Genomic DNA, 12,441 nt, shown 5'->3' on the forward strand with positions numbered 1-12,441 from the left:
CGACAGGGATCAATCTGGTAGAGCCGCCGCGAAAGAACTCGGTCCCGTCTGACGTGTCCACCGCGATAACTTGCCGTCATGCGTGCCTCCATGGGATGAGCCGGGGGATGAGCAAGGAAATGATCTTGACCTGGAGGGGACGTACGACATGCACACGTATCTGATCGGTGGCGGGTGGGACGAGCGGGGCGCCGAGGCCGTCTACGGCCCCTTCCTGGAGGCCGCTGGGCAGCGGGCGGGCAGGCAGCGGGCGGCGGGTGACGCCGCGGTCGTCGGCTGCCTTCTCGTCGACGAGGGCGACGGGGCCGGGCAGTTCGCCCGGTACGAGGCCGTGCTGCGGAAGGTCGCCGACTGTGCGCCGGTGCCGCTGCTGGTGCCCCTGGGTGAGCGGTTCGACGTGGGTGCGCTCGGGCGCGTCGACGCCCTGTTGGTGTGCGGCGGGCTGACGCCCGCCTATCAGGACGCGTTGGCGGAGGTCCTCGGCCGGCTGCCCCGGGTGCTCGCCGAACGCGGGATCCCGTACGCCGGGTTCTCCGCGGGGGCCGCCGTCGCCGCGCGGCGGGCGGTCGTCGGCGGGTGGCTCGCCGGTGGTGTTCCGGTCTGCCCCGAGGACACCGGGGAGGACCTGGACGAGATCGAGGTGCGGGAAGGGCTCGGGCTCGTCCCGTTCGGGGTCGACGTGCATGCCGCGCAGTGGGGGACGCTGCCCCGGCTGATCGCCGCCGTGGCGGACGGACGGGTCCCTCACGGTGTGGCGATCGACGAGAACACCCTGCTGACCGTCGACGGCCGGACGGCACGCGTCTCCGGCCTCGGGCGCGTGCACACGGTACGACCCGGGACCGACAGCGGGACCGGCACCAGGGCCGACGGCGGAAACGGCGACGGGACCGGCGGTGACGTGCTCGTACGGTCGTACGCGGCCGGGGAGTCCTTCGCCGCCGACTGACCGTCAGCCCCTGACGTATCCCCACCCCCGCTGCCGGTGGCGCACACCATCGTGCTGGGCGCTCTGGTCGGCGCCGCTCTCGGGCTGTCCGGGGCGCTCGTGCAGAGCGTCACCCGCAATCCGCTCGCCAGTCCGGACGTCATCGGCGTCGGACACGGCGCCGCCGCCGCGACCGTACTGGCCCTGGCGACCGGAACCGTCGCCTCGCCCGGCGCCCTTCCGGCGGTGTCCGTCGCGGGCGGGCTCGGGGCCGCGGCGCTCGTGTACGTCCTCGCCTGGCGCCACGGCATGCAGCCGACCCGGTTCGTGCTGACGGGCGTCGGCATCGGCGTCGCCCTCTCCGCGGTCGTCCAGCTCTATCTGACCGAGAGCGAACTCACCGCCGCCGAACAGGTCAAGCTGTGGCTGACGGGCAGTCTCAACGGACGCGGCTGGACGCAGGCCACCCCGCTCGCCTGGGTGCTGCTGCTGAGTCTGCCCGCCCTGGTGCGGGCGAGTAGGGCCCTGCGCCCGCTCGGGCTCGACGCCGACACCGCGTCCGCGCTCGGTGTGCGCGTGCAGCGGACCCGGCTCGGGCTGACGGTCCTCGGCGTGGTTCTCGCCGCGACGGCGACCGGCGCGGCCGGCCCGATCGGCTTCGTCGCGCTCACCGCACCGCAGCTGGCCCGGCGCCTCTCGCGTACCCCTCAACTCCCGCTGGCGGGCTCCGCGTCGACCGGCGCGATCATCGTGGTCGCCGCCGATCTGGTGGCCCGTACGGCGCTGCCGCCGCTGGAGATCCCGGTCGGCGCCCTCACCTCCCTGGTCGGGGGGCCGTATCTGCTCTGGCTGCTGGGGCGGGAACCCGGCAGGGGTGCCCGCGCCTCTCGGTGACCGCGCTCATGAACCGCGACGCCGCGATGCCACGACGCACCGCCCGCCGCACGGGGGGAGCGGCAGACGGTGCGTCGTGGGGATCGGGTGGTGCGTGTCAGATCGCGTGATGCGCGTCTGATCGGATGGTGCGTGTCAGATCGTCGCGGTGTCGATCACGAAGCGGTACCGCACGTCGCTGTTCAGCACCCGCTCGTACGCGTCGTTGATCTCGGACGCGCTGATCAGCTCGATCTCCGCACCGAGGCCGTGCTCGGCGCAGAAGTCCAGCATCTCCTGGGTCTCCTGGATGCCGCCGATGCCGGAGCCCGCGAGGGTCTTGCGGCCGGCGATCACCGAGAAGAGGTTGATGGAGATCGGCTCCTCGGGGGCGCCGACGTTCACCAGGGCGCCGTCCGTCCTCAGCAGCGACAGGAACGCGCCGAAGTCCAGCGGCGCCGAGACCGTCGACAGGATGATGTCGAACGTGCCCGCCAGCTCCTCGAAGGTCTTCGGGTCGCTGGTGGCGTAGTAGTGGTCGGCGCCCAGCTTCAGCCCGTCGTCCTTCTTGCGCAGCGACTGGGACAGCACGGTCACCTCGGCGCCGAGCGCGTGCGCGATCTTGACGCCCATGTGGCCGAGGCCGCCCATGCCGAGCACGGCGACCTTCTTGCCGGGGCCCGCGTTCCAGTGCTTGAGCGGGGAGTACGTGGTGATGCCGGCGCAGAGCAGCGGGGCGGCCACGTCGAGGGCGAGGCCGTCCGGGATGCGGACGGTGTAGTTCTCGTCGACGACGACCTTCTCGGAGTAGCCGCCGTAGGTGGGCTCACCGTTCTTGTCGAGGGCGTTGTACGTGCCGACGTTGCCCCCGACGCAGTACTGCTCCAGGCCCGCCTTGCAGTTCTCGCACTCGCGGCAGGAGTCGACCATGCAGCCGACGCCCACCCGGTCGCCGACCTGGAACTTGGTGACGCCGGAGCCGACCTCGGCGACGATGCCGGCGATCTCGTGGCCCGGAACCATCGGGAATATGCCCTCGCCCCAGCCGTCGCGGGCCTGGTGGATGTCCGAGTGGCAGATACCGGCGAACTTGATGTCGATCAGGACGTCGAACTCGCCGACCTCACGCCGCTCGATGGTGGTGCGCTCCAGGGGAGCCTTGGCGGCCGGGGCGGCGTACGCGGCAACAGTGGTGGTCATGCCGGGGTTCTCCTAGCAGGGGGGGTAGTGCGCCGGCTGCCTTCGGCCGGGCACGACAATCAGCCTGCCCGGTCTTCCGGAGCTCACCCAGACCACGGTCTTGCCTACGTCCAGCGGTCCTACCACTGGCGGGGACAGGTTCACCGTCGTACGACCATGAATACTGGACGCATGGACGAACAGCCCGAACCCGTACAGGGGGCCGGACAGCCGCTGGACCGGCGTGCCGAGCTCAGCGAGTTTCTGCGCACCCGCCGGGCCCGGCTGAAGCCCGAGGACGTGGGCCTGCCGGACTTCGGGCGGCACCGCCGGGTGCCGGGGCTGCGCCGCGAGGAGCTGGCGCAGCTGGCCGGGGTGTCCGTCGCGTACTACACCCGCCTCGAGCAAGGCAACGGACGGAACGTGTCCGCGGAGGTACTCGACGCGATCGCCCGCGCGCTGCGGCTGACGAACGCCGAGCACGCGCACCTCACGCATCTGGCGAAGCCGAAGGCGCACAAGAAGAAGCAGACGGCGCGGCCGCAGCAGGTGCGGGGCGCGCTGCGGCAGCTGCTCGACACGCTGGACGGCGTGCCCGCGTACATCTCCGGGCAGCGCTCGGACGTCCTCGCCTGGAACCGGATGGCCGCGGCCCTCTTCGGTGACTGGGCGGAGCTGCCGCCGCAGGAGCGGAACTGGGCGCGGATGGTGTTCCTGAAGCCCGAGTACCGTGATCTGTTCGTGGACTGGGAGCAGAAGGCGATCGACATCGTCTGCCTTCTGCGCATGGACGCGGGCTGTCACCCCGACGACCCGCGGCTCTCGGCCCTGGTCGGCGAGCTCTCCGTGAAGAGCGAGGACTTCCGCCGGCTGTGGGCCACGCACGACGTGAAGGAGAAGACCCACGGCGTGAAGCTGCTGCGGCATCCGCTGGTGGGTGACCTGGCGCTGCAGTTCGAGTCGTTCCGGCTGCCCGATGACGGTGAGCAGGCGCTGATCACGTACCACGCGGAGCCGGGGTCCGCCTCGGCGGAGGCGCTGCGCCTGCTGGCGAGCTGGGGGACGGACGCGACGCGGGCGGGTACGACGGCGCCTCAGCCGTAGCCCTGTGAGCCGCCCCGGTGAGGCCGCGGCTCACGGCCGGCGGCACCGTAAGGCCGCGTCTCACGGCTTGCCGCGCCGGTGCGGCCGCGTCTCACGGCTGATACGGCGGCATCGCCCCCCACGACCACTGGGGCACCGGCTGCTCGGCCGGAGGCACCGCGTCGGGGCCGGAGAAGTACACGGCGAGCCGCGTGCCCCACTCCGCGTAGGCCAGGAAGGCCGAGCGGAACTCGGCGTCCGTGGGCAGGCCCGCGTCGTCCGCGGCGTCCTGGAGCAGGTTGACCCAGCGGCGGCGCTGCACCTCGGTGATGTTCTTGCCGAGGTGCTTGGCGACCATGTGTCCGTGGCCGCCCTGTGTCTCGGAGTAGGCCGCCGGGCCGCCGAAGACCTCGCCGAGCCAGAGGGCGACATGCGCGGCGTGCTCGGGCGCCATCCCCTCGAACACCGGCGCGAGGACGTCGTCCTTGAGCACCTTCTCGTAGAACACCTCGGTCAGGCGCGCGAAGGCTTCGGCCCCGCCCGCCCAGGCGTAGAGCGTCGGCACGGCCGCGCCCGTGCCGCGTACCGTCGTCGGCTTGTAGTGGCGCATCTCCTCGATGCTGCTGATGTACGGCCGGATCTCGGCGAGGAAGTCGGGGAACAGCTCCGACTTCCGGAAGCCCTCGATGTGGTCCTCGGTCGAGGTCCAGGTGATGCGCAGGACGAAGTGCTCGAAGTCCTCCTCGCAGCGGGCCAGCTCGTAGTCGACGCACTGCGGGGCCGCCGCGAGCTGGGCGGCGGCGCGGGTGTAGGCGGCGAGGAACTCCGCCGACTGCTGCTCGGGGATCCGGTACCGGATGTATTCGACAGTGTGAACGGTCATGTCCCCACACAAACACGGACGGCCCGCCGGAAGCTCCCCTTCCGACGGGCCGCACGCCGTATCAGCGCTGGGCGAAACACATGGCCACGGGGCCCGGGCCGGCCGGTGTTCAGTCGCCGCCGGGCCGGCCGTCCTCCACCTCGGACACGTAGATCCACCGCTTGCCGTGCTCGACGGTGACGCGTACCCGTCGGCCGTCCTCGCTGGCGCCCGCGAAGTGCGTGTCCGCGGCCTTGCCCACGGGCTTGAAACCGCAGGTGGAAAGGGTGGTGTCCAGGTTTTCGACCACTTCGTCGACGCCGGCGGCGTTGTCGAACTCCGCGTAACGCTGCCAGGCCGCCGCGTCGCGGCCGCCCTTGTAGGCAGTGGTGTACAGCATGGAGCCTTGCCGGTTGCCGGTCTGAGACCATCCGTCGCAGGTCTTCAGTTTCACCAGTGCGCTCTCAGCGTCCGTCACCCCACCGGCCGGCTCGTTGGCGGCCGACTTCCAGTGCCACTTCTCGTCCCCCGGCAGCTCCCCCGCCGACAGCAGCTCGATGGTGTCGCCCTTCTTGTACGGGCTGGGGTCCACCTCGGTCGAGGGCGATGCCGTCGGTGTCCCCGACGGTCGCGCGGGCCCCGCGGGCCGCGCGTCGCGCCCGCCGTCGCCCGGCAGCAGACGCCCACGACGCCCCCACCGCGATCGCCGTGACGGCGACCCCCAGCGCGGCCGCCCGGCGCCGAGCGCGACGCCGGCTCCCCTGGGCGCGTACCGCCTCGGCCGTGGGCATCCGCAGCACGACGTCGTCCAGCAGTTCCTCGACCTCAGCCATGCCGGACCACTCCCTCGGTGGTGAAGACGGTGGGCTCGGCGAGGCGCTCGCCGAGGGCCTTGCGGGCCCGGCTCAGCCGGGTGCGGACCGCGCCGCTTGAGGCGCCGGTCTCGCGCGCGACCTGCTCCACGGGCAGGTCGAGGAGGTGGTGCAGGATCACCACTTGGCGCTGGTCCGGGTTCAGTTCGCGCAGGGCGTTCAGCAACGCCACGCGGTCGGCGGACAGTTCGGGCACGTCCGCGTCCGGGCCGTGCCGGAAGTGGGCGAGCAGGCGGCCCCGCGTCCTGCGCCACGTGCTGATCGCCAGCCGCATCGCGACGGTCCGCACCCACGGCAGCGGATCCCCGTCGTCCCGCGTCAGCCTGTCCCATCTCTGCCACGCCCGTACGTACGCCTCCTGCACCGCGTCTTCGGCCTCCACCAGATCTCCGGTCATCGCGTAGACCGTGGCGACCATCCGTTTGTGCGTGGCGGTGTAGAACGCGTCGAAGTCCTCCGACTGCGCCGACATCTGTCCCCGTTTCCCGTTCCGTGTTCGTCTTCGTTCGTCTTCGTTCGTCTTCGTGGTCACTGCTCAGCGGGTGCGGTCAGAGTGCCGGTCATTGTTCCCGCTGCCTTGAACACGCCTGAGAACCCGGGGATGTTACAAGCGACTTTTGTTCGGTGTCCGCGTCATCGGTGCCCGCGTCATCGATGCCCGCGTCATCTCCGCCAACACGAAATCGGGCCCTCCGGGATGCGATCCCGAAGGGCCCGACGCTGCCGAGGCACCGGCCTCAGCTAGTCACGTCCGCTCACTTACCGTAGTACGCGTCGTAGATCGAGATCGTCGACGTGTTGCCCTTCTTGTCGGCGATCTTGGCCCGGAAGGAGATGGACTTGTCCTTCGCCGGGTTCTTGACGCTGATCTTGCCGTTCTTGACGGTGGTCTTCGTCCAGTTCTTGCCACCGTCGTACGACACGTACACCGCCAGCGACTTGAGGTTCTTGCCCGCTGCCGCACCCTGGACGGTCACCGGGACCGAGACCTTCTTGTCGGCGGTGACGCGGCTGTCCAGGCCGGTCGTCGCGGCGAAGCGGGCCGAGGACGTCGGCAGCTTCGTGAAGGAGGCCTTCTTGGACTTGAAGGTCCAGCTGGCGTCGATCCGCGAGGACGCGGTCGCGACGGTGGCGGCACGCTTCACGGACGTCGTCAGCTTGTACGACGCCGAACCGGCCGGCACCTTGAAGTACTTCTCGCCGAACAGCGGGTCGTCGTTCGAGCCGACCTTCGTACCGTTGCGGTAGAGGGTCGTGGTGACCGAGCTGAAGGTCGACGAACCGGTGTGCGTCTTGCCGTCGGCGAACAGCGGCACGTAGCCGTAGATCTGGTTGCCGTCACGGTAGAGGCTGAAGTCACCGCCGGTACGCGGCCCGAACACGGCCGTGTTGAACGTCTTCGCGTAGGTCTTGCCGCCGGTGAGCTTCTGCGAGTCGCCGGTCGAGTAGTACGCCTCGGCGATCGGGAAGCCGTCGGCGTCGAGCCCGCCGGTCTGCTCGAACTCGAAGGTCCAGCGGACCCCGCCCGAGGTGGACAGGTGCAGCGTCCGGGTGCCGGGGAGCGTCTGCTGGATGCCGATCGCGGAGGCGCCGGAGCTGCCGGGCAGCCAGCCCCAGGCCGTGATCGCGCCCTTCTTGCCGGTGACGGAGGAGCCCAGGCCGGCCTTCACCGTGGCCAGCTCGCTCGCCTTGTAGTGCTTGCTGTAGCCGGTGGCGAGCTGCGTGACCTTGGCCCTGGCGGTGGTGTCGTACTCCTCGTCGTCACCCTTGGTCCAGTGCCCCTCCCACTGCTGGGACAGGGAGCCGTCGGTGACCTTCGGGCCGAGGTGCGCGGTGCGGAAGTTGTCGTACGTGTCCAGCCACCAGCCGTACGAGTAGCTGTTGTTGCCGGCCTCGACCGTGTAGTCCGGCGACGCGAAGGCCGACTTGGCGCCCTTGTCGGGCACGGTGATGTCCACCGGCTTCGCCTTGCGGGCGTCGACGGTGACCGTGGTGTTCTTGGTGACGCTCAGCTTGGGCTGGGCGATCCAGTCGGCACCCTTGGTGAAGTCCTCCGGGTCCGCGAAGAGGCTGGCGTTCAGGATGAAGTTGCCCTTGGGGACACGGACCTTGACCGTCCCGGAGGCGTCGTACGGGGCGAACCACTTGTCCGCGGCGAGGCCCGAGACGCCCGTCAGGTCGGTGCTGTAGTTCACGGCCGGCTTGCCGTCACGGTCGATGTGCTTGAGCGTGACGTCGTACGACTCCACCTCGCGCTGCACCGCGGCCGCCGTGCGCACGGTCTGGCCGCCGCCCGTGGCCGTCACGTACGCCGAGTACGCGCCGTCCGTGGTGCCGCCCAGCTTCGTGTTGACCGTGAAGTCGACCGAGGCCTTGCCGCCCGCCGGGACCGTGACCTTCGTCGCGCCGAGCTTGAAGAAGCCCGACGGAGCGGCGACGCCCTTGGGGTTGGTCGCCGTCGACGCGAGGTTCAGCGTGACGTCACTCGTGCCGAGGTTGCGGTAGGTGAGCTGCTGGGTGACCGGCTTGTCGTCGGTGTGCGGCCACTGCTGGATGCCGAAGCTCACCGAGTTCGGGTTGGCGATCACGGACTGCTTGATCGCCTTGTCGACGGCGATACGGCCCGAGCCCTGCTGGAACGGCGTGTACTTGCCGCCCTTCGCGGAGCCGGTCAGCGCGCCCTTGAGCTCGGCGAACGACCAGTTGGGGTGCTGCTGCTTGAGGATCGCGGCGGCGCCCGCGACATGCGGGGTCGCCATCGACGTACCGGAGATGGTGAGGTAGCCGTCCGGCTTCTGGCCGACCTCCTGGTCGATGACGCTGCCCGGCGCCGCGGCGGCGGTGATGTCCACGCCGGGTGCGGTGACGTCGGGCTTGATGGCGCCGTCCAGGCCGGGGCCGCGGCTGGAGAAGGACGCCAGCTTGTCGCTGTCGTTCACGGCGCCGACGGTGAGCGCGTCGGCCGCGCTGCCCGGGGAGCCGATGGTCTGCTCGCCGAACTCGCCTTCGTTGCCGGCGGCGATCGCGAAGAGGATGCCCTTCTCCTCGGAGAGCTTGTTGACCTCCGCTTCCAGCGGGTCGATCTCGGGGGTGTCGCCGCCGCCCAGGCTCAGGTTGACGACGTCGGCGCCCTGCTCGGCCGCCCACTCCATGCCGGCCAGGATGCCGGAGTCGTCGCCGGAGCCGGTGTCGTCGAGGACCTTGCCGTTGAGGATCGTCGCGCCCGGCGCGACACCCTTGTACTTGCCGTTGGACTTGGCGCCGGTGCCCGCCGCGATGGACGCGACGTGCGTGCCGTGACCGAAGTGGTCGGCGGCGTCGGCGGCGGCGGAGAAGTTCTTGGACTCGGCCACCTGGTCCTTGAGGTCCGGGTGGGTCGCGTCGACACCGGTGTCCAGGACGGCGATCTTGACGCCCTTGCCGTCGTACCCGGCCGCCCACGCCGTGGGGGCGCCGATCTGCGGCACGGACTTGTCGAGGCTGGCCTTGCGGGTGCCGTCGAGCCAGACGTGCGCGACGCCGGAGGCGGTCGCGTCACCGTTGGTGACCGCGTCCCACAGCTCGGCGGTGTCCGTCCTGGGCGTCTGTACGGCGTCCGCGTTCAGCGACTTGAGGCTGCGCCGGAGCGTGCCCGCGTCGCGCACGTCGGACTTGGCGGCGCTCGCCGTGCCCTTGTAGCCCACGATCACCTTCAGGCCCTGCTTCTGGGCCTTGCGGGTCGCGGACCGGTTCAACTCGGTGACGTCGAAGAGCCGCTGGTCGAGCTTGCCGGTGGCGATCATGCGGGCCGCGTCGGCCGGCACCACGAGGGTGTGGCCGTCGGCCTTGCGCACCGAGACGGGTATGTGCTCGCGCCCCTTCGCCCGCTCGAGGCCGACAACCCGGCCCTTGGCGTCGACGACGACACGGTCGCCGGTGATCAGGGTGACGCGGTGCTTGGCCGAGAAACCGGCCGATGTGGTGGTGCCGCTCGACGCGACTTCGGGCTTGGCCGACGCCGGGGTGGTCATGCCCGCCGCCAGAACCACAGCGGCCGCCGTGGCGACGGTGGCCGCGCATGCTCTCTTCACTTGTCTGCGCAAGTCTCCCCCTGGAGATGAAGTATCGGGCGAATCCCCGTTCACCCGTCCGAGGGAAATAGCGCACACATGTACGTCACCCCCCGGCGTAAGCAAGTATGCCGAGGGGTGATCACCTGCTCAATAAGTGAGAAGACGGTAAGGAGCTCACCGGGCGAACTGTTACCCGCCCGCGCGAACTCTGTTACACAATCGCTCGGTTACGCCCCCGCGTTCTCCTTGACAGTGATCTTCCCCTTGCGGATCGTCGCGACCCGCGGGGCCTTCTTCGCGAGGGACGAATCGTGGGTGACCATGATGAAAGTGAGCCCGTACTCCTTCCACATGGTCTCCAGCACCTCCATGATCTCGTCGCGCATCGACTCGTCGAGGTTGCCGGTGGGTTCGTCGGCGAGCAGCACCTTGGGCTGCTTCACCAGCGCGCGGGCGATGGCGACGCGCTGCTGCTGACCACCCGACATCTCGGCGGGCAGATGGCCGAGCCGCTCCCCCAGACCCACCGACTTCAGGGCCTCGGCGGCCCGTTCCCGGCGGTCCTTCACCTTCACCCCGAGGGGGACGAGGGCGGTCTCGACGTTCTCCTGCGCGGTGAGCGTCGGGATGAGGTTGAAGCTCTGGAAGACGAAGCCGATGTTCTCGCTGCGCACCTTGGTGAGCTTGGCCTCGGAGAGCCTGGCGAGGTCGGTGCCGTCGAGTTCGATGCTGCCCGCGGTGGGCTTGTCGAGCCCGCCGAGCATCTGGAGCAGGGTGGACTTGCCGCCGCCGGTGGGGCCCTGGATGACGAGCCGGTCGCCGTCGCCGATGGTCAGGTCGATGCCGTCGAGGGCGTTGATGGTGTCCTTGCCCCGCGTATAGCGCTTGCTGACGCCTCTGAGTTCGTACATGGTGCAACTCCTGGAGTGGGTGGGCCGGCTGGGCTATTCGACGCGGCGCAGGGCGTCCGCGGGACGCAGCCGGGAGGCCCGCCAGCCGCCGAAGGCACCCGCGACCAGACCGCCGGTGACGGCCAGGGCGACGGCGATCACGATGGTGGACAGGCTGACCGGCGCGGTCAGCGCCACCTCCAGCGCCTTGGAAGCCGTCTGCCGGCCGGGCCCGCCGAAGCCGCCACCGCCGGGGCCGCCACCGCCGGGACCGCCCGCGTTGCCGCCGGTGGAGCCGATGTCGGCCTGGAGGGTCGGGCTGATCGCGGTGACGACATACGCGCCGCCGAGGCCGAGGGCGATACCGAGGGCGCCGCCGACCAGTCCGTTGACCATGGCCTCGCCGACGACCTGGCGGGTCACGCGGCCGGACTTCCAGCCGAGCGCCTTGAGGGTGCCGAACTCGCGCACGCGGCGGGAGACGGCGGAGGAGGTGAGCAGACCCGCGACCAGGAACGCGGCCACGAGCACCGCGATCGACAGCCACTTTCCGACGTTCTTGGCGAGGCCGGAGGCGGTGGACAGGGAACCGGAGACGGTCTTGGCGAGGTCGGCGGAGGTGGTGACCGTCGTCCCCGAGATGTTCTTCTGGATCGTCGACTTGACGACGTCGATCTGCTGCGAGTCCGACGCCTTGACGTAGATCGTGGTGACCTTGTTCTTGGCGTCGCCGAGCGTCTGCGCCCGCTTGAGCGGGATGTAGAGGTTCGCCGCCGCGTCGCCGCTGTCGGGTGTGGCGATGCCGATGACCTTGAACTTGACGCTCTTGATGGTGACGGTGTCACCGAGGACGAGCTTCTGCTCCTTGGCGTACGACTTGTCGGCGACGACGACCTTGGCGTTCGTCTCGGACGACGTGAAGGTACGGCCGCTGGTGATCTTCGAGGAGGTCAGCGGGCCGAGGGCGGGCTCGGTGACGTCGGTGCCGTAGACGGAGTAGCTGTTGACGCCGAAGTTGGCGCCGCCGCCCTCGACGCGGCCCTGCGGGGACGCCTGGGCGTTCGGGCGGCCACCCTGCTGATTGCCGCCGGCGTTCTGGTCCTGCTGGAACTGGCCCTGCTTGAACTGGCCGCTGACCTTGACGACCTGGAGGCTCAGACCGCCGACGGCGTCGGACACGCCGTGCTGCGCGCCGACCTTGCCGACGGTCGTGGTCGCCAGGGTCTGGAAGCCCTGGACCATGACACGGTCGCTGCTCTGCTCCGCGTCGGAGTCGTCGCCGCGGGCGTCGAAGTTGAAGCGGGGGCGCTGGGAGCTCGCGGCCGAGGCACTGGCCGCCTTGGTGACGGTCATGTCCGTACCGAGGCCGTAGAGCGACTGAAGGACCTTGTCCTGTGCCTTCCCCATGCCGGAGGACACGGAGTTGACCACGATGACCAGTGCGATGCCCAGCGCTAGGCCGGAGGCGACGACGAGGGCCGCCTTTCTGCGGCGGCGCAGTTCGCGCCTCAGGTAGGTGAAGAACATGGCCGCAAGCTAGGTACGGACCGTGATGAAGCGATAAGGCCGACATAAAAGAACGATGAGAAGCCTGTGCAGAGAGGCGAGTTGAGCTGTGCGGAGGCCCTGAGGGGTGGGGGACGGCGGTAAGAGGGGCCTCACGCACGACGACGGCGGCACCGCCCTCAGGGGGCGGTGCCGC

At 70.1% G+C, this 12,441-nt stretch carries 10 protein-coding genes; 3 read left to right on the forward strand and 7 right to left on the reverse strand.

The genetic code is table 11. From position 1 onward, the window contains the following. The first annotated feature begins 148 nt into the window (after positions 1–148). Positions 149–949 carry a cyanophycinase gene (locus SAVERM_RS17150; RefSeq protein ID WP_037644966.1) on the forward strand — a complete coding sequence of 267 codons (801 nt, stop codon included), beginning with the start codon at positions 149–151 and terminating at the stop codon, positions 947–949. A gap of 36 nt (positions 950–985) precedes the next feature. Next, positions 986–1,822 (forward strand): FecCD family ABC transporter permease, encoded by an 837-nt coding sequence (locus tag SAVERM_RS17155; RefSeq protein WP_010984743.1) that lies wholly within the window; start codon positions 986–988, stop codon positions 1,820–1,822. Positions 1,823–1,957: 135 nt separating this feature from the next. Here the strand turns inward: SAVERM_RS17155 and SAVERM_RS17160 are convergent, their stop codons facing one another. Then, positions 1,958–3,001, reverse strand: coding sequence for an NAD(P)-dependent alcohol dehydrogenase (locus SAVERM_RS17160; RefSeq protein ID WP_010984744.1), 1,044 nt, complete (start codon positions 2,999–3,001; stop codon positions 1,958–1,960). A 171-nt stretch (positions 3,002–3,172) separates the two neighbouring features. Here SAVERM_RS17160 and SAVERM_RS17165 point away from each other — a divergent pair, with 171 nt between their 5' ends. Further along, a complete protein-coding gene (locus SAVERM_RS17165; protein WP_010984745.1) occupies positions 3,173–4,084 on the forward strand; it encodes a helix-turn-helix domain-containing protein in 912 nt (303 codons plus the stop codon). 91 nt (positions 4,085–4,175) lie between these two features. On the opposite strand, the gene SAVERM_RS17170 is transcribed toward SAVERM_RS17165, so the two are convergent. The 6 genes from SAVERM_RS17170 to SAVERM_RS17195 form a co-directional block, all read right to left on the reverse strand. Then, a complete protein-coding gene (locus SAVERM_RS17170; RefSeq protein WP_037644963.1) occupies positions 4,176–4,946 on the reverse strand; it encodes a group II truncated hemoglobin in 771 nt (256 codons plus the stop codon). Positions 4,947–5,055: 109 nt separating this feature from the next. Continuing rightward, positions 5,056–5,517, reverse strand: coding sequence for a hypothetical protein (locus SAVERM_RS17175; protein WP_042493184.1), 462 nt, complete (start codon positions 5,515–5,517; stop codon positions 5,056–5,058). Positions 5,518–5,750: 233 nt separating this feature from the next. Continuing rightward, positions 5,751–6,269: a SigE family RNA polymerase sigma factor gene (locus tag SAVERM_RS17180; protein WP_037644958.1), complete on the reverse strand. Its 519-nt coding sequence runs from the start codon at positions 6,267–6,269 to the stop codon at positions 5,751–5,753. 283 nt (positions 6,270–6,552) lie between these two features. Then, the gene (locus SAVERM_RS17185) at positions 6,553–9,867 is read right to left on the reverse strand and encodes a S8 family peptidase (protein ID WP_037644955.1); all 3,315 of its coding nucleotides are present in this window, start codon (positions 9,865–9,867) and stop codon (positions 6,553–6,555) included. Positions 9,868–10,076: 209 nt separating this feature from the next. Beyond that, positions 10,077–10,760: an ABC transporter ATP-binding protein gene (locus SAVERM_RS17190; protein WP_010984750.1), complete on the reverse strand. Its 684-nt coding sequence runs from the start codon at positions 10,758–10,760 to the stop codon at positions 10,077–10,079. Between the two features lie 33 nt (positions 10,761–10,793). Beyond that, positions 10,794–12,266, reverse strand: coding sequence for an ABC transporter permease (locus tag SAVERM_RS17195; RefSeq protein ID WP_010984751.1), 1,473 nt, complete (start codon positions 12,264–12,266; stop codon positions 10,794–10,796). Positions 12,267–12,441 lie beyond the last annotated feature (175 nt).

Origin of the sequence: Streptomyces avermitilis MA-4680 = NBRC 14893 (genome assembly GCF_000009765.2) — a bacterium.
GTDB classification, from domain to species: domain Bacteria; phylum Actinomycetota; class Actinomycetes; order Streptomycetales; family Streptomycetaceae; genus Streptomyces; species Streptomyces avermitilis.